Here is a 15,678-nt window from a genome sequence, read left to right as displayed (position 1 = left end):
CTGCCGCTAAACTGACTGGTCATGAAGAACGTCTTCACGGAGCGACCATGACCACCCCGCCCCCGGCCATCACCCCCGCGCGCACCGCCTTGCTGGTCATGCACTACCAGACCGACATCATGGACCTGTTCCCGTCGGTCGCCCCCACGCTGCTGGCCAACACGCGGCAACTGTGCGATACCGCGCGCCGCGCCGGTGTGAGCGTCTACTTCGCCAAGATCCATTTCAGCCCTGGCTACCCGGAAGTCAGCCCGCTGAACAAGAACGGGCAGGGCATCCGCCAGCTGGGCCGCTTCGTGCATGACCGCGTCTCGCCCGAACTCGGCCGGCGCGATGACGAACCCATCATCCTCGCCCATCGCGCCAGCGTGTTCTTCGGCACCGACCTGCAACCGCGGCTGTCGGCCCAGGGCATCGACACCCTGATCATGGTCGGCGTTGCCTCCACCGGCGTCATGCTGTCTTCCATCGCCCACGCCAGCGACGCCGACTACCGCCTTTTGACCGTCAAGGACTGTTGCTACGACCCCGACCCGGTCGTGCACGACCACCTGTTCGCGACCGCCTTCGAGTCGCGCACCACAGTGCTGTCCCTGGACGAGGCCCTGTCCCTGCTGGGCGGTCTATCGAACGAATGAGTTGACCCATGCGTACCCTGATCATTGCCTCCCTTGCCATCGCCCTGAACTTTTCCCACGCCGCCGTGGCGCAAGCCGAACAAGGCTGCCCCGACGGCTACGCGCCCAGCGTCGGCACGCCCGGCCAGCAATGCGTGCCGATCCCCGTGGAGATCGCGCCTGCCGCGGGCGGCGCGTCCACCGCCTCGTCGCGCGACGCCCAGCGTTGGGGCGCCGTGGCCTATGACGCGCTGTCGGGTTCGATCGGCATCTCGGCCGACCGCGCCAGCAAGGCCCGCGCGGAAAAAGACGCGCTGGCCCAATGCGCCACCAAGGGCGGCGCCCGCTGCGTCATCAACACCACCTACCACGACCAGTGCGTGGCGGTCGCCTACGGCCCGTCGCCCAAGGGCAGCGGCGTGCTGGTCAATTCCGTCACCGCCGCCGGCGAAGAACTGGCCCGCATGCGCGCGTTGGAAACCTGCGAGAAGGACACCGGCGCCAGTTGCCAGGCGTTCTACACCGGTTGCAGCCTGCCCGTGCCGGCCCAATAATCGACCGCCACCGGCCGCCCCAAGGACTCGCCATGCTCGACCCCGCCACCCTCGTGCTCTTTGGCGGCGCCTGCGTCGCCCTGGCCATGACGCCCGGCCCCGACATGCTGCTGATCGCCTCGCGCAGCGCCGCCCAGGGCAGGGCCGCCGGCTTCGCCTCGCTGGCCGGCATCCAGGCCGGCACCTACTGCCACGCGCTGCTGGCGGCCTTCGGCCTGTCGCAGCTGTTCGTGGCGGTGCCCATGGCCTACGACGCGGTGCGCTTCGCCGGCGCGCTCTACCTGCTGTACCTGGCCGTGCGCACCTTCCGCTCGCGCCCCGTGTCGCACATGCCCGATGCGGGCCGGGCCCGCTCGCCCGTGCGCGAAGTCTTCCTGCAAGGCCTGCTGACCAACCTGCTCAACCCCAAGATGGCCTTGTTCGTGCTGGCCCTGTTCCCGCAGTTCGTGCGGCCGCAGGACGGCTCGGTGGCCCTGCAGATCCTGGTGCTGGCCACCATCCTCAACGTCATCGGCCTGTTCATCAACGGCGCCGTCATCCTGGCCGCGCACCAGCTCAGCCGGCGCTGGGCGGGACGGCAGCGCGTGTCGCGCTGGCCGCAGTACGTGCTGGGCTCGGTGTTCCTGGCGCTGGCGCTGCGCCTGGCCACCGCCAGCCGCAACTGAGGCGCGCCCATGCAGAAGATTGAAGGCCAGCAATTCCGCATGGCCCTGGACAAGGGCAACGCGCATTTCCACGACCTGCACCTGCACGACTGCGCCTTCGACAATTGCGGCCTGTCGATGGTCAAGTATCCGCAACGCATGTCGCGCGTGCGGAACGTGACGCTGTCGCAATGTCGTGTCGTGAATTCAGAGATCAAGCCGTGCGTGTTCGAGGACGTGGTGGTCGAAGACCTGTCCACGAATCCCATCCTGCTGGTGTGGGCCTCGCTCTTTCGCCGCGTCACTCTCAAGGGCAAGATCGGCAAGATCAACTTGAACCTAACGCCCGAAGCGTTCAGCACGGATGCGGACCGGCTCCAGCAGTTCGAGACCGCCCGCGCCGCGTTCTATGCCGAGACCGATTGGGCGCTGGACATCAGCGAAGCCAGGCTGCTGGGGCTGCGTTGCGAAGGCGTGCCGCTGCACCTGATCAGGCGCGATCCGCAAACGCAGGTGATCCTGGACAAGCGCGGCCGCTACCGTAGCCAACAGGCGCTGGATGCGAGCTTCGCCAAGGCCTTTCCCGTTGCCGACAGCGTGCTGCGCGGCTTCGATGAATCCGACAAGCCCGCCATGCTGCTGGCCGCATCGCTGGGCGCGCCCAAGAAACGGCGCGACGAGGAACTGGGCGCGATCGCGGAATTGCGCACGCTGGGGTTCCTGGAAGATTGAACCGCGCGCCGCGTCAGCGCCATAGCCAGTAGCCGACCGCCAGCACCACCGCCACCCACAACGCCACGATCACCACCGCACCCACCCGGCTGCGCGGCTTTTCGCGCTTGGCCTGGATCCACGCGTCCGCCTGGCCGCGGCATTCCTGCAGCACATCTGGCGGCAACAACTTGATGGCCAGCCAGATCAGGCCCGGCAGCAACAGCACGTCATCCAGATAACCCAGCACCGGGATGAAGTCGGGAATCAGGTCGATGGGACTGAGGGCGTAGGCCACCACGAACACGCCCAGCGCCTTGGCGTGCCAGGGCGTGCGGGGGTGCTTGCCGGCGAACCAGAGCGTCAGGCCGTCACGCTTGAGGCGCCGGGCCCAGGTTTTTAGTCGGTCGCGGGTTGGCATGGGATCGGCTCTGCGGCTCGGGAAACGGCGATGAATTCCAGATTGCTAACCCGAAGGATAAAACGTGATCGGGCGATCCATGAAAGAATCGTGTGGCCCCCATCGCGCAGGACATCGACATGCCGCTTTCCGCCTTGCTGCACACCACCGATCTCGCCGCAACCCGCGACTTTTACGGGTCTGTGCTTGGCTTCACCGTCACCGACTCCGCCGAAGGCACGCTCACGGTGGAGCAACACGGGGGGCGGCTGATCTTCACCACGCTCGATCTGTGGAGGCGGGCGCCGGGATTCAGCGGCACCCTGTATTTCTCGCTTCCCGATGTCGAAGCGTTCTACCGGCAGGTCAAGGACAAGACACCCATCGCCTGGCCGTTGCAACGCATGGCCTATGGCTCCCATGAGTTCGGGCTGGTGGATGGCAACGGATATACGCTGGCGTTTGTGCAGGGCGTTTGACGCAGACCCGTAGCAAATCAGACCGACGGCTTATTCAGCCCTGGCCTTCACCGAATGCTTCGGCGCCCGGTAATGCGTCGGCACCTTCGGCACCCTGCGCGTGATGGCCGCTGGCGCGCCTCCCGGCGCCGCCAGCGCCTGCGCCAGCAACTTGGCGAACATCTTGCGGATGGCGGAATTGCTGTCGTTCACATCCTGTTTGCCATACAACCGGAACAGCCAGAATTGCCGCTCGGCGTCGCACCAGTAATAGATGACTCGCAAGCCGCTACGCTTGCCCCGGCTGCGCTGCGGGTCGACGTAACGCAGCTTGCGCAGTCCGCCGGTGCCTTCGATGACGACGCCGGCCTCGGGCAGTTTCAACATCAGGCATTGCAGCGCGCGGAATTCGTCGTCGGCCAGGAATTCCTCGCGATGGCGAGAGAATTCGGGCAACTCGACAAACAGGGCATTCATGGCAACGCACGCGTATCGCGTCTGGGGATCGACTGAAGCCCATTTTGACGGGCTTCATGTCGTCCATGCGTGTGCCGAGCGTGGGTTTCGGACGAAGCGAATGACGCGGCTTTGTGCCTGCGCGGCGTGCCGTGCACTTACACGACCGCCCTCAGAACGGCTTCACCACCACCAGCAGAATGATCAGCACCGGCGCGGCCAGCACCACCGGCATCAGCCGCGCACGGCCCGCCTCGGAGGCATCACCCGCCGCCTCCGCCAGCCGCCGCAGCCGTCCCGCCTGCATCCCATGCACCGCCGCCAGCAACAGCACCAACGCCAGCTTCACCGACAGCCACCCGCTGCCAAACCAGCCCGCGCTCGTCGCCAGATACACGCCGCTGGCCAACGCGCCCACCATCGCCGGCGTGGTCAGCAGCCGTTCCCACTTGCGCAGCAGCCGCAGGCGCGCCAGCTCCTGCGGCAAGGCGGGCCCCGGCAGCTTGTCGGCCGCCGCCAGCACGAACGCCTGCACCACCATCCCCGCCACCCAGAACAGCACCAGCGCTAGGTGCAGCGACTTGATCAGCAGATACGCCATCGCTCACGCCCCCCGCGCGCGGCGCAGCGAACGCGCGATCACGAAACCGCCAAACGGCACCAGCGTCGCCACCAACGTCCACACCAGCCGCTGGCGCGGCCAACCCTGCGCCGACGCCACATTGCACGCCAGCGCGATATAGACCATGAACGCCACCCCATGCACCGGCCCCACCCACGAGACCCCTTGCGGCATCCCGGCCAGATGCTTCAACGGCACCGCGATGCCCAGCAGCGCCAGCAGCGTCACGCCTTCCAGCATGGCCGCCCACTTGAAGAGAGCAGGGGTCGAAGCATCGGCGTCTTTCAGGGGCATGGCAGCGTCTCGCAACAGGATCAGCGGCATTGTCCGGGCTGGCGCAATCGCCAGCCATTGGCCAAAATGCCAATCTTCGAAAGAAATCCGCCAACCGTGCGCCGCCGTCCGCCCGACCTGTCCCGAGGCCCCAGCCCCATGCTCCCGCCAACCCCGCACCGCGTCGCCGTGCTCGCCTTCGACGGCCTCGTCGCGGGCGACCTGTCCATCCCCTGCGAGATCTTCCAGCTCGCCGAAACCCTCGACGGCCGCCGCCCCTACGCCGTGCAAGTCCACGCCAGCAAACCCCGCGTCCGCACCCACGCCTACGACCTGCACATCCGCCACCGCCTGGACGCCGCGCGCGGCGCCGACACCCTCGTCATCCCCGGCCTGGCCGACCCGGCCGACAGCGTCCCGGACGACATCCTCGACGTAGTCCGCCACGCCCACGCCCAGGGCGCCCGCATCGCCTCCATCTGCACCGGCGCCTTCGTCCTGGCCGCCAGCGGCATCCTCGACGGCCTCAAGGCCACTACCCACTGGAAAGCCGCCGGCCTGCTCGCGCACCGCTACCCCGCCATCGACGTCAACCCCAACGTCCTGTTCGTCGACAACGGCCAGGTCCTGACCTCCGCCGGCGCCGCCGCCGGCATGGACCTGTGCCTGCACATGATCAAGCGCGACCACGGCGCCGCCGTCGCCGCCAACAGCGCCCGCCTGGCCGTCGTGCCGCTGGAACGCGCCGGCGGCCAGGCGCAATTCATCGTGCGGCCCACGCCGGCCTCGCACACCGACCTGACGCCGCTGCTGCACTGGATCGAACACCGGCTGGCCGAAAGCCTGACCGTCGCCGCCCTGGCCGCTCAGGCCGCGGTCAGCGTGCGCACCTTGAACCGGCGGTTTCAGGAACTGCTGGGGGTGAGTCCGCTGCAGTGGGTGATCCAGGCGAGGGTGAATCGTGCTCGCGGGATGTTGGAGACGACGGACCTGCCGGTGGAGCGTGTGGCGATGGAGGTGGGGTTCGGGTCAGCGGTGTCGCTGCGGGAGCATTTCACGGGGATCGTGGGGACGAGCCCGATGGGGTATCGACGGGCGTTTCGGCGGGCGGCGTGAGGGTGGCCTGATGCCTGGGGATGGGGCGGCCTGACGCTTGGTGGCCTGGAACAGGCCTGACGCGTTGCGCGGCAGGCCGTTGTTCTTTTTCGGGTTACTGGATCGAGCGCGGCGCGTTGTGCGTGGCGGCGTCGAACGCGGCGTCATTGGCGTAGGCGCGGGCCGATTCCAGCATGGCGTCGGTCAGGGTGCCGAGGTGATCGCACAGGCCCTCCACGCCACCCATCAACGCGGCCACCGTCCATGCGTCCAGCGGCTGGCTGCCGGTGGCGGCGGGTTCCGAGGCGCTGTTGCCGACCAGGCGGGCGATGGTCTGGATGGCGTAGCGGGCGCGTTCGATGTTGTAGAGGTGGGAGAGGGGGACCGGGCCGTGCTCGGGGTCGGTGTCGACCAGCCAGGGGTTTTGGGTGAGGGGGTGGGATTGCATGACAGGCTCCAAAGACTGATGAAGCCCGCTCCCCACTTCCAAATGGGGTGGGCGGGCGCAAGGCAAGGTTGGAAGACCGGCGTCTTTGGAAACCGGCGTGCGCGAACGCACCCTCGCCAGGGCCCGCCCATAGGGACGTGCAGAGGCGTACGGACGTGAAAAAGCCGCCAAGCGGCGGCGGTCCGCCAAAGACATTGCCGGCTTCCAAACCGGGCTACCGATGGTGCGGTAGCTGCTCAAAGTATACGGCAGGTGTTCCAAGTTCAAATGCTAGGGTGAATTTGGTAGCACACTGACGGTAAAACCTGCTCTTCGCGTCATTTTGAATATTCAGGCCGGACATCTAATAATCGAAATATTCGTGGTCAGACACCATCCTAAATATTTGGACGCCCATGCGTTTGAATTTATTCGTGCCTTAGAGATCTATCCACCTCAATTTTTGAAGGACAAGCACGGTTTAAATCCGTCATTGGTTCAAATGAACAGACCATGTGACGCAACACCACTTCTTGAAGGCATTTATCTTTTAATTGTATGCGCTCACAATCGAACATTTACACCTCAAATAAGGCGCCTTGAAGAATGCGGACCTAGTCAGGCCAACCTTAATTTACTTCCCTGTTGACGAATGATTTTTGGCGGACTAATATAACATCACTAATGTTACATCACACAAGGCACATCATGGCGATTGGAGAGTCGGGGCGAATAGTTCTTGAAATAGAACCCAACTTAAAGAAAAGATTCTATGCCTGCTTAGCCCTTGAGCAAATTACATTGAAAGATTGGTTTATAAAAACCGTAGAAGAACACATGAAAAATCATCACCCCGCCATCTTCACCATGAAGAATGATAAGAAATGAACTTCATTGAAAATGAATCTGAGCAAAAACTTCGCGGCGGCTACTACACTCCAGAGGACCTGGCTACTTTTATCGCAAAATGGGTTGCCAGAAATTCTCCTATAAAGGTTCTAGAACCAAGTTGTGGGGACGGCGTCTTCATTAAAGCATTCCATAACGCCAACTACACCGAAGATTTGCACTTTCACGGCTTCGAACTGTTCGCCTGCGAAGCCCAGAAAGCAAAAAAAATCGGCGCACAACTAAACGTCAATTGCTCCATCAAGTGTGCGGATTTCTTGGATCACGCCATAGAATCAATAACAGCCGGAAAATATAAATACGATGCGGTAGTAGGAAATCCTCCTTTTATTCGCTATCAGTATCTATCTACGGAATCTCAAGAGAAATCCGAGGTTATATTTAAGAGCGAAAACTTAAAATTTACCAAACACACCAATGCCTGGGTGCCTTTTGTCATCGCCTCCATAAAAGTCTTGAAGCCCGGCGGTAGACTAGGTATGGTTTTACCCGCTGAAATTATCCATGTTATGCATGCCCAGTCTCTTAGAACTTTTCTTGGGGAGCAATGCAGCAAGCTCCTCATAATTGATCCAGAAGAAATATGGTTTGAAAACACACTCCAGGGTGCTGTCATTCTCTTCGCGGAAAAGAAGAAAAGTATCGAAGATCACTCCTACGGATTGGGCATTTACAAAGTCACTGGCAGGAATTTTCTTAAAGAAGATCCGGAAGGAGTTTTTTTAAACACGCCTCGCATTAATGGCGAGACCGTGGAAGGCAAGTGGACTCAGGCCCTATTGACAGATGAGGAGAGAACCCTCTACAAAGCCCTACTAAAACTCGATGATGTCCATAAATTTCGCGACATTGCAAAAGTGGATGTCGGGATCGTTACGGGCGCAAACAAGTTTTTCTTAGTTCCGGATACGGTTGTTCAAGAATTTGGTTTGGAAAAATACGCACACCCGATGTTCGGGCGAAGCGAACATTGCCCAGGCCTAATTTATGATGATAAACAGCATCGCGAAAATTCTGAAAAAAAACATCCCACCAATTTCATTTTTATCCAAAATGAATTCCCCAGCCTCCCTGAAAGGGTGAGGGAGTATATTGCTTCAGGTGAGCGTGAAAGTTTGCATACGCGCTACAAATGCCGAATCCGAAAGCCCTGGTACTCGGTGCCTTCCGTATATGCGACGGAAATTGGCATGCTGAAACGCAGCCATGACATTCCGAAACTTGTTTTAAACAAGATGCAAGCCTACACGACCGACACGGCATATCGCATTACGGTAAAAAAGGACATCGCCGCAGACAAACTGGTCTTTTGTTTCGTTACGGCACTTACGGCCTTGAGCGCAGAGCTAGAGGGTCGCCACTACGGTGGAGGCGTCCTTGAGCTCGTCCCCTCAGAAATTGAGGAGCTCGCGATTGCATATCCGAAGGAACTGATGGAATTTGATTTGGAAGCTTTAAATCTAGTCTACAAAGAAAGAAGCGCCATCGAAGTTCTTGAGAAGCAATCTAGGGTCGTTTTGGGAGCATTGGGAGTGACCATAGACGAGCAGGCTATCCTGCTAAGCGCTTGGAAACGCTTGAAGAACCGCCGACAAAGGATTGGTGAATAATCCTATAGTGTACTGAGACAGTATTCACCTGACAGGTGACCACGTTAGGACGGGGTCATACGATCCCACGCCGGGTTATGAAACGGATGCCCCTACCTGTTGCATGATCCGGAGAGTACGTATGACCACGGAAGAAAAAGTAGCACGTCGCAAACTCAGTCTGTTGGATCTGGCCCAGGAGCTACGCGATGTCAGCGAGGCATGCAAGGTCATGGGTTACGGCCGCCAGCAGTTCTATGAGATTCGCCACAACTATCAAACGTATGGCTCGGCAGGGCTGCTCGATAAACTGCCTAGAGCCCGGGGCCCACACCCGAGCCGCGTGGCGCCGGAGATCGAGCAATCGATCCTGGATTACAGCCTGCAGCGGCTAACGCATGGCCCCGTTCGCGTGTCCCATGAATTGGCGTGCGGAGCGTGACTGTCAGCTCAGGCGGCGTGCGTGGCGTAGGGAGCCGTCACGACTTGCTATCCAAGCACGACTGACTGCTGCTGCTGGAACGTGAGCACCGCAATCACACGCCGGAACTTAACGACGAACAAATTCACCTGCTCGAACGCTTCATCCTGGAGTTTCCCGAGCGTCAAATTGAGGTGCACCACACCGGCGAATTGGTAGCCATCGACACATCTTTCGTCTGCACGCTCAAGGCCGTAGGCAAGGTTTATCTGCAAACCGTCTTGGACTGCTCGAATTGTTTCTGCAACTGGAAGGCATCGAACATTGCACGACCCGTGTCAGGGGACCGCAAAGCAACGGCTTCGTCGCACGGCTGCACCGCACCCTGCTGGACGAGCACATCCGCATTGCGGGTCGCACGACCTGGTATGAATCGATTGAGCAGATGCAGGGAGACTTCGATACCTATCTGCACCACTACAACCACGAACCGCCGCATCAAGGCCGGATGATGGAGGCAGAACTCCGGCGCAGATGTTCGATGCCGGAAAGACACAGCGGCCCGATCCACAGGACGTGCTCGCCGAAGCTGCTTAAGAAAAAAACCGGCTTGGGGCCGGTGTCAGGTGAATACCAGCTCAGTACATCCCACGTCACAACATCGCGACGCGCAGCCCTGCCACGATGCAAAAGATAGGGTTATGCGTTGCGTAAGTCAATTCGGATTCGCAAAACCACACCCTATCGGGGCATTTAACACATAGACACTGTTCCAATGGAGTCAATCAATGTCAATCATGAACTCTGGTGGAATAGAATCCCTTCTGTACAAGGTCATAACACGGCCTAACAGGTCGCGTTGGGCAATATAGTTCTTTGCTGGCCCCCAACTAATGTTCGTCATCGCATTTTTTTGCTGATAGGATTTTGACGTTGTCGAAGTATTGTGTGAGATTTTCAAATCAAACGTCCCTCTATACACTCCTTTAGTGAAAAGATGCACCTTGATTTGAGCTCTTTCGTAATGAGCTTGTGAAGCATCGGCAACCCAACCCACGCCAGCAAAGACCTCATAATAGAAATAATGTCGTTGATCTATGCCTTCCATTGCCCCTTTTTTCAAGAGCATGGAGCCAGTTGGGTTAGTATTTTCTCCAGCCGGAATATTCAAATCTCGCTCTTTTAATTCTTTACTTTTCCATACTAAATAGTAATCCTGAATGTTTGGCTTTCCAATACTAGGACGATAGACTACTTTTTCCTTACCGCCCTCTTCGACAACCGTCTCATCAACGTATCCCTTAGAGACCTTTCTTTTAGTCACCGGAAGCGGGAACCTACCAAATAGCTTCATCAAAGAGATGGAGTCCCCGCTTCCATTCGGCGCTTTCGGTTTCTTTTGCTTTACAGTGACCGTTTCATCAACAACGTTGCCACTTTCAAATATATTTTTTATATCGTCGGTATTTCTAATTTTCAATACATGCTGAGGATAATTGGCAACGAGATGGCGGAACACACTCTCAACTTGATTAATAAATTCCGCATCATCAACAACGTCCAGATCAAAGTCGAGAATGGAGCTGGCTTCAATGTTGTTATGTAGACCACCAAAAGTCAGGTTAGCGCTGCCGACGATAGCCTTTGCCGATCGTCCCTTTTTTGCTAGATATATCTTCGGGTGAAAAATAGTGGTGCGAGATCCAGTATCTACCACATAAAGATTTGCACCAGTTTCCAAAAGGACTTCTAACGCCTGATATGACGTTATGTCATTTCGAATACCAACGAAAACCGAACTTTTTTCCTTGTTCCTAGCGAGTGCGGATTTGATAACAGCGGCGCCTTGGCTTTTTGCAAATGCAACGCTTATTATCAGTTGATCTAGGTCTTTGTCTAGGACTTTCTTGATAACAGATGCGTGATCGTTTTCAGTGACTGCCTGAAGTAAGAATCGAGCCTTTGCCATGCGAATCCTCCAAAGTGTTTCGCAATGATATCAAAGACTACAACCAACAGCAGTGGGCGCATATAGTAAGCAGAAGCGTTCATTGTGGAGAGTTCGCAGTATCTGGAATTTGAGATTTACTGACAGCCCGGTGATAGAGGTGAATCGGGAAGTGGCGGCGGACTTGACGATGTCCAATGTGGGCCACGCTAATGTCAGGCGCTATAACCCGGCGGACCGAGTTCGGTGCCAAAAACGCATCGCCGATAGCGAGGTGACAAAAAATGAAAAACCCAACGCATCCAATCAATTCTACTGTTCTCGAATCTGGGCGGTCGACATGCACGAAGGAGGCGAGCTTGTGCATTCCCTCCAACCTGAGGAGTGTATTGAAGGTAGCTTTTCAAGCTCTACTGTAGGCTCTTGCACCCATTGCGCCGAGGCAATCGCGCAAAGAAAAGGACCGCTGATAAAGCGGCCCTCGCAGGTTATTGCTGGTGAGAAGAAGGTCAAGCCTTTCGCGCCTGCCCGATCAACCCATCCAACTGCCCCAGCATCGTATCGATTTCCTCCGCCGTCACATTCAACGCCGGCATAAACCGCAGCAAATTCCCCCGCGGCGCATTCAGCAGCAGACCATTCGGCGCCAGATTCCGCGCAGCCTCGACAATCGCCGGACCATCATCGCGATCCATCACCAGCGCACGCAGCAGGCCCATCCCACGCTCGCCCTTCATCCCATACTTGGCCGACAGAGCCAGCAAGCCTTCCGACAATTGCTTGGCACGCGCATTGACCGACTCCATAAAGCCCGGAGCAGCCAGCGCATCAAACACCGCGACGCCGACTGCCGCCATCAACGGATTCCCGTTATACGTGCCGCCCTGGTCCCCATGCGAGAACACGCAAACTTCCTGGCGCGCCAACAGCGCAGCCAACGGCACCCCACCACCAATCCCCTTTGCCAGCGTCATGATGTCCGGCACCACGTCGGATTGTTGGTAAGCGAACAACGTCCCCGTACGCCCCATCCCCGTCTGCACTTCATCCACAATGAACAGCAGCTTGTGCTCATCCGCCAGCTTGCGCAGCCCCTGCATGAATTCCTTGGTGGCGGGGATGACACCAGCTTCGCCCTGGACCGGTTCGAGCATGATCGCCACGGTCTGGTCGTCGATCAGCTTGCGCACCGATTCCAGATCATTGATCTCGGCCTTCGGGAAACCTTCCACCTGCGGCGCGAACATCTTGTCCCAGCCCGGCTTGCCGGACGCGGACATCGTGGCCAGGGTGCGGCCGTGGAAGCCGTGGTTCATGGTGATGATCTTGTAGGCGCCCTTCTTGTTGACCTGGCCCCATTTGCGCGCCAGCTTGATGGCGCCTTCGTTGGCTTCGCCGCCGCTGTTGGCGAAGAAGACGCGGTCGAAGACCGAGGCGCCGGTCAGGCGGGTGGCCAGTTCGATGGAGGGCAGGTTGTAGAACGCCGGCGACGGGTTCATCAGCAGCTTGGACTGGTCCAGCAGGGCCTTCTGCATTTCCGGGGCGCTGTGGCCCAGGGTGTTGACGGCCCAGCCCTGGACGAAGTCCAGGTATCGCTTGCCCGCGTGATCCTCCAGCCAGGACCCCTGGCCGCGCACGAACACGAGGTCCGGACGGGAGGTGATCTCCATGAGGGCGTTGACGTTGTACTGGCTGAATTCCATGGCGGTTCCTGCTGAAAGGAGAGAACAGGGGTTGAAAAAGAAGGGGAAACGCTAAATGCCGAATTTAGCACCGGCGGGGGAATGCTATCGTGACGCACCCCCAGCCGATCCGCCCCACGGCCGCCCCAAAAGGGCCGCTTGCGCGGGGCTCTCTATTTTATGCAACAGGGCCGGCGCCGGACGCCGCGCTTTGTCGCTTTTTACTGACCGATCATGACACGAATTCTTTCCAGTCTTGCCGCCGGCCTGGTGCTGGCGGCGGCCGCGACGGCCGCGCATGCCGAGTATCCCGACCGTCCCATCCGCCTGATCGTGCCGTTCCCGCCGGGGCAGGCCACCGATATCTTCGCCCGCGCGCTGGCCGAGAAGCTGGGCACGGCCGTCAAACAACCGATCGTGGTGGAGAACCGCGCCGGCGCCGGCAGCAATATCGGCATGGAGCAGGCCGCGCGCGCGACGCCGGACGGTTACACGCTGGTGATCGCGGGCTCTGCCGCGGCGGTGAACCAGACGCTGTACAAGACCATCAACTACAGCCTGACCAAGGATTTCGCGCCGGTGTCGGGGGTGTTCTCGGTGCCGCTGATGTTCCTGGCGACGCCGGCTTCGGGCATCACGTCGCTGCAGCAGCTGGTCAAGCAGGCGCGCGCCAATCCGGGCGAGCTGGCGTATGCCAGCGCCGGCATCGGCGGCACGCAGCATCTGTCGGCCGAGATGTTCAAGGCGGCGGCCAATATCGACATCCGCCATATTCCGTACAAGGGCAGCGGCCCGGCGCAGGCGGATTTCCTGGGGCACCAGGTGCCGCTGATGGTGGATTCGGTGACGGCGGGGCTGCCGCACGTGCAGAGCAAGAAGGCGGTGGCGCTGGCGGTGACGACGGCCAAGCGCCTGCCGCAGCTGCCGGACGTGCCGACGGTGGCCGAGAGCGGTTATCCCGGTTTCGAGGCGATCGGCTGGGCGGCGGTGCTGGCGCCGCGTGACACGCCGCCGGCTGTGACCAATTACCTGAGCCAGCAGATCGGCCACGTACTGGGCACGCCCGAGATGCAGAAGTTCTTCCGTGATCGCGGCGCGGAGCCGATGCCGATGAAGCCCGAGGCCACTGGCGCGTTCATCGCCAGCGAGGTCGACAAGTGGGGCAAGGCGGTCAAGCAGTCGGGCGCGCAGGTGGACTGATTGCTCGTTTGAAAACGCGCGAGGGGATCGCAGGGGCCGGATGGCCTCTTGCGCCAGGCCTGCCGAGTGCGTCGCGGGGCGGGGCATGGCGACGAATCGCCGCGCCCCGTGCCCCCTCTGCGAAACAGGGGCGGTGGCAGTGATGCCGCCGCCCCTGTTCACGTTCAGGTGTTGTCTTTGACCGTGGGGGTGGGGCCGTTGCTCTTGACCGATTCGATGCCGTTGTCGCGGGCCGCGGCGCTGGAATACATCTCGCTATGGCCGATGATTTGCCCGTTGGTGGCGGTCAGGTTGAAAAAGGGCGAGCCGTTGGTGGCCGTCTTGCGCTGGTAGCGCGCATCCACCGGCGAATTCTGGCGGACCGAGGCGATGCCTTCCAAGGCGCTGGCCTTGCTGGTGTAGCGTTCGCTGGTGAGGATGACTTCATGGTTCGCGGCTTTCAGGTTGAACATGTACTGATCGCCGCTGCGCTTCAACTCGTAGTAACCACTCATGGAAATCTCCGTTGTCGGGATGGCTTCAAGGATTGGCTGATACTGCGATGCGTGCACGTGAACGCCGGTCGATAGTAACGGATGTTTACAGGCAGTGGATGCCGTAGGGCCAATGCCATGCGCCGGATGCGTGGCCCCGTGCCACGGCCCGCCGCGATCGGTATCCCCGCGAGAGAGGGGCGCGGCCCATTCCGGTGCCGGCAATGCGCCGCCATGGCGCGCCGCGCACCACCGCGGTGCGGCCGCGGGCCGCTCGCCCGGGCCGTCCGCGGTACCGCCGCAGTGCTACCCAATGGCACGGAACTTGCTTTTCCAGTTTTGTATACCGAATTGGTGTGCAACGCTCGACCCCGCTCCCCGGGGCGGCGCGCCCTGGAGAGTTCCTCATGAACCGTAGAACCCTGTTGCTGTCCCTCTGCACCGCCGCCACGCTGCTGGCCGCGCCGCTCACGCATGCCGACACCCTGGACGACATCGTCAAGCGCGGCACCCTCAAGGTCGCGGTGCCGCAGGACTTCCCGCCGTTCGGCTCGGTCGGCGCCGACATGAAGCCGCTGGGCTATGACATCGACACGGCCGCGCTGATCGCCAAGCAACTGGGCGTAAAGCTGGAGCTGGTGCCGGTGACCAGCGCCAACCGCGTGCCGTACCTGCAGACCCGCAAGGTGGATCTGGTGATTTCCAGCCTGGGCAAGAATCCCGAGCGCGAGAAGGCGATCGATTTCTCCGACGCGTATGCGCCGTTCTTCAACGGCGTGTTCGGCCCGGCCGATGTGAAGGTGGCGTCGGCCGCCGACCTGGCGGGCAAGACCATCGGCGTGACGCGCGGCGCGGTCGAGGACATCGAGCTGACCAAGATCGCCCCGCCCACGGCCACGCTCAAGCGCTATGAAGACAACAACGGCACCATCACCGCCTTCCTGTCGGGCCAGGTGCCGCTGATCGCCACGGGCAACGTGGTGGCGGCCGCGATCCTGGCGCGCAACCCGCCGAAGAAGCCCGAGACCAAGTTCCTGATCAAGGATTCGCCCTGCTACATCGGCCTGAACAAGGACGAGCCGAAGCTGCGCGCCAAGGTCAACGAGATCCTGGCCAACGCCAAGCGCGACGGCTCGCTGACGGCGATCTCCAAGAAGTGGCTGGGCGCCGATCTGCCCAAGGATCTGTAAGGCAGGCGC

The 15,678-nt window shown here is 60.3% G+C and carries 17 protein-coding genes and 1 pseudogene; 10 read left to right on the top strand and 8 right to left on the bottom strand.

Annotation, left to right across the window (positions count from 1 at the left end; genetic code table 11):
• The first annotated feature begins 47 nt into the window (after nucleotides 1–47).
• Genes DK459_RS25995 through DK459_RS25980 form a run of 4 tightly spaced genes read left to right on the top strand, consistent with a single transcriptional unit; the run spans nucleotide 48 to nucleotide 2,547 of the window.
• Entirely contained in the window at nucleotides 48–638 is a 591-nt protein-coding gene (locus tag DK459_RS25995) for an isochorismatase family cysteine hydrolase (RefSeq protein WP_110135158.1), read from the top strand.
• Between the two features lie 8 nt (nucleotides 639–646).
• Entirely contained in the window at nucleotides 647–1,171 is a 525-nt protein-coding gene (locus tag DK459_RS25990) for a DUF4189 domain-containing protein (RefSeq protein ID WP_006389442.1), read from the top strand.
• Nucleotides 1,172–1,203: 32 nt separating this feature from the next.
• On the top strand, nucleotides 1,204–1,836 hold the full coding sequence (locus DK459_RS25985) for a LysE family translocator (RefSeq protein ID WP_054446080.1): 633 nt from the start codon (nucleotides 1,204–1,206) through the stop codon (nucleotides 1,834–1,836).
• A gap of 9 nt (nucleotides 1,837–1,845) precedes the next feature.
• Entirely contained in the window at nucleotides 1,846–2,547 is a 702-nt protein-coding gene (locus DK459_RS25980) for a hypothetical protein (protein WP_110135157.1), read from the top strand.
• A gap of 13 nt (nucleotides 2,548–2,560) precedes the next feature.
• Here DK459_RS25980 and DK459_RS25975 read toward each other — a convergent pair whose 3' ends face one another.
• Nucleotides 2,561–2,947 (bottom strand): YkvA family protein, encoded by a 387-nt coding sequence (locus DK459_RS25975; protein ID WP_110135156.1) that lies wholly within the window; start codon nucleotides 2,945–2,947, stop codon nucleotides 2,561–2,563.
• A gap of 92 nt (nucleotides 2,948–3,039) precedes the next feature.
• Here DK459_RS25975 and DK459_RS25970 point away from each other — a divergent pair, with 92 nt between their 5' ends.
• A complete protein-coding gene (locus DK459_RS25970) occupies nucleotides 3,040–3,405 on the top strand; it encodes a VOC family protein (protein WP_233256864.1) in 366 nt (121 codons plus the stop codon).
• A 30-nt stretch (nucleotides 3,406–3,435) separates the two neighbouring features.
• Here the strand turns inward: DK459_RS25970 and DK459_RS25965 are convergent, their stop codons facing one another.
• The 3 genes from DK459_RS25965 to DK459_RS25955 all read right to left on the bottom strand — a co-directional run bounded on the left by DK459_RS25965 (nucleotide 3,436) and on the right by DK459_RS25955 (nucleotide 4,756).
• Nucleotides 3,436–3,861, bottom strand: a complete 426-nt coding sequence (locus DK459_RS25965; RefSeq protein WP_006389447.1) for a hypothetical protein — start codon at nucleotides 3,859–3,861, stop codon at nucleotides 3,436–3,438.
• Between the two features lie 151 nt (nucleotides 3,862–4,012).
• The gene (locus tag DK459_RS25960) at nucleotides 4,013–4,441 is read right to left on the bottom strand and encodes a CopD family protein (protein WP_047992401.1); all 429 of its coding nucleotides are present in this window, start codon (nucleotides 4,439–4,441) and stop codon (nucleotides 4,013–4,015) included.
• Nucleotides 4,442–4,444: 3 nt separating this feature from the next.
• Nucleotides 4,445–4,756 (bottom strand): DUF3817 domain-containing protein, encoded by a 312-nt coding sequence (locus DK459_RS25955; RefSeq protein ID WP_158288284.1) that lies wholly within the window; start codon nucleotides 4,754–4,756, stop codon nucleotides 4,445–4,447.
• A 138-nt stretch (nucleotides 4,757–4,894) separates the two neighbouring features.
• Between DK459_RS25955 and DK459_RS25950 the strand changes: the two genes are divergently transcribed.
• A complete protein-coding gene (locus DK459_RS25950) occupies nucleotides 4,895–5,851 on the top strand; it encodes a GlxA family transcriptional regulator (protein WP_110135154.1) in 957 nt (318 codons plus the stop codon).
• 94 nt (nucleotides 5,852–5,945) lie between these two features.
• Here DK459_RS25950 and DK459_RS25945 read toward each other — a convergent pair whose 3' ends face one another.
• Nucleotides 5,946–6,278, bottom strand: a complete 333-nt coding sequence (locus DK459_RS25945) for a hypothetical protein (RefSeq protein WP_054499271.1) — start codon at nucleotides 6,276–6,278, stop codon at nucleotides 5,946–5,948.
• Nucleotides 6,279–7,141: 863 nt separating this feature from the next.
• Here DK459_RS25945 and DK459_RS25935 point away from each other — a divergent pair.
• Both DK459_RS25935 and DK459_RS25930 read left to right on the top strand, forming a co-directional pair.
• Nucleotides 7,142–8,776: a class I SAM-dependent methyltransferase gene (locus DK459_RS25935; protein WP_110135153.1), complete on the top strand. Its 1,635-nt coding sequence runs from the start codon at nucleotides 7,142–7,144 to the stop codon at nucleotides 8,774–8,776.
• Between the two features lie 121 nt (nucleotides 8,777–8,897).
• A pseudogene (locus DK459_RS25930) lies at nucleotides 8,898–9,773 on the top strand (integrase core domain-containing protein).
• 184 nt (nucleotides 9,774–9,957) lie between these two features.
• On the opposite strand, the gene DK459_RS25925 reads toward DK459_RS25930, so the two are convergent.
• Complete coding sequence (locus DK459_RS25925; RefSeq protein ID WP_110135152.1) at nucleotides 9,958–11,145, bottom strand: phospholipase D-like domain-containing protein; 1,188 nt, start codon at nucleotides 11,143–11,145, stop codon at nucleotides 9,958–9,960.
• Nucleotides 11,146–11,633: 488 nt separating this feature from the next.
• Nucleotides 11,634–12,827, bottom strand: a complete 1,194-nt coding sequence (locus DK459_RS25920; protein WP_110135151.1) for an acetylornithine transaminase — start codon at nucleotides 12,825–12,827, stop codon at nucleotides 11,634–11,636.
• Between the two features lie 213 nt (nucleotides 12,828–13,040).
• On the opposite strand from DK459_RS25920, the gene DK459_RS25915 reads away from it, so the two are divergent.
• Entirely contained in the window at nucleotides 13,041–14,006 is a 966-nt protein-coding gene (locus DK459_RS25915; protein WP_110135150.1) for a tripartite tricarboxylate transporter substrate binding protein, read from the top strand.
• 164 nt (nucleotides 14,007–14,170) lie between these two features.
• On the opposite strand, the gene DK459_RS25910 is transcribed toward DK459_RS25915, so the two are convergent.
• The gene (locus tag DK459_RS25910) at nucleotides 14,171–14,500 is read right to left on the bottom strand and encodes a YegP family protein (protein WP_024067356.1); all 330 of its coding nucleotides are present in this window, start codon (nucleotides 14,498–14,500) and stop codon (nucleotides 14,171–14,173) included.
• A 386-nt stretch (nucleotides 14,501–14,886) separates the two neighbouring features.
• On the opposite strand from DK459_RS25910, the gene DK459_RS25905 reads away from it, so the two are divergent.
• A complete protein-coding gene (locus DK459_RS25905; RefSeq protein ID WP_054418795.1) occupies nucleotides 14,887–15,669 on the top strand; it encodes a transporter substrate-binding domain-containing protein in 783 nt (260 codons plus the stop codon).
• Nucleotides 15,670–15,678: the final 9 nt, after the last annotated feature.

The sequence above is a fragment of the Achromobacter sp. RW408 genome (assembly GCF_003184165.1).
Taxonomy (GTDB): domain Bacteria; phylum Pseudomonadota; class Gammaproteobacteria; order Burkholderiales; family Burkholderiaceae_B; genus Achromobacter; species Achromobacter xylosoxidans.
The sequence above is the reverse complement of the archived record's forward strand: the minus strand, read 5'-3'. Positions and strand labels throughout refer to the sequence as shown.

What these genes read in the sequence shown, in the direction of transcription:
- DK459_RS25955 (WP_158288284.1), bottom strand. Translation starts at nt 4,756, where the DNA reads ATGCCCCTGAAAGACGCCGATGCTTCGACCCCTGCTCTCTTCAAGTGG.
- DK459_RS25945 (WP_054499271.1), bottom strand. Translation starts at nt 6,278, where the DNA reads ATGCAATCCCACCCCCTCACCCAAAACCCCTGGCTGGTCGACACCGAC.
- DK459_RS25915 (WP_110135150.1), top strand. Translation starts at nt 13,041, where the DNA reads ATGACACGAATTCTTTCCAGTCTTGCCGCCGGCCTGGTGCTGGCGGCG.
- DK459_RS25950 (WP_110135154.1), top strand. Translation starts at nt 4,895, where the DNA reads ATGCTCCCGCCAACCCCGCACCGCGTCGCCGTGCTCGCCTTCGACGGC.
- DK459_RS25910 (WP_024067356.1), bottom strand. Translation starts at nt 14,500, where the DNA reads ATGAGTGGTTACTACGAGTTGAAGCGCAGCGGCGATCAGTACATGTTC.
- DK459_RS25995 (WP_110135158.1), top strand. Translation starts at nt 48, where the DNA reads ATGACCACCCCGCCCCCGGCCATCACCCCCGCGCGCACCGCCTTGCTG.
- DK459_RS25965 (WP_006389447.1), bottom strand. Translation starts at nt 3,861, where the DNA reads ATGAATGCCCTGTTTGTCGAGTTGCCCGAATTCTCTCGCCATCGCGAG.
- DK459_RS25920 (WP_110135151.1), bottom strand. Translation starts at nt 12,827, where the DNA reads ATGGAATTCAGCCAGTACAACGTCAACGCCCTCATGGAGATCACCTCC.
- DK459_RS25985 (WP_054446080.1), top strand. Translation starts at nt 1,204, where the DNA reads ATGCTCGACCCCGCCACCCTCGTGCTCTTTGGCGGCGCCTGCGTCGCC.
- DK459_RS25960 (WP_047992401.1), bottom strand. Translation starts at nt 4,441, where the DNA reads ATGGCGTATCTGCTGATCAAGTCGCTGCACCTAGCGCTGGTGCTGTTC.
- DK459_RS25935 (WP_110135153.1), top strand. Translation starts at nt 7,142, where the DNA reads ATGAACTTCATTGAAAATGAATCTGAGCAAAAACTTCGCGGCGGCTAC.
- DK459_RS25975 (WP_110135156.1), bottom strand. Translation starts at nt 2,947, where the DNA reads ATGCCAACCCGCGACCGACTAAAAACCTGGGCCCGGCGCCTCAAGCGT.
- DK459_RS25990 (WP_006389442.1), top strand. Translation starts at nt 647, where the DNA reads ATGCGTACCCTGATCATTGCCTCCCTTGCCATCGCCCTGAACTTTTCC.
- DK459_RS25905 (WP_054418795.1), top strand. Translation starts at nt 14,887, where the DNA reads ATGAACCGTAGAACCCTGTTGCTGTCCCTCTGCACCGCCGCCACGCTG.
- DK459_RS25925 (WP_110135152.1), bottom strand. Translation starts at nt 11,145, where the DNA reads ATGGCAAAGGCTCGATTCTTACTTCAGGCAGTCACTGAAAACGATCAC.
- DK459_RS25980 (WP_110135157.1), top strand. Translation starts at nt 1,846, where the DNA reads ATGCAGAAGATTGAAGGCCAGCAATTCCGCATGGCCCTGGACAAGGGC.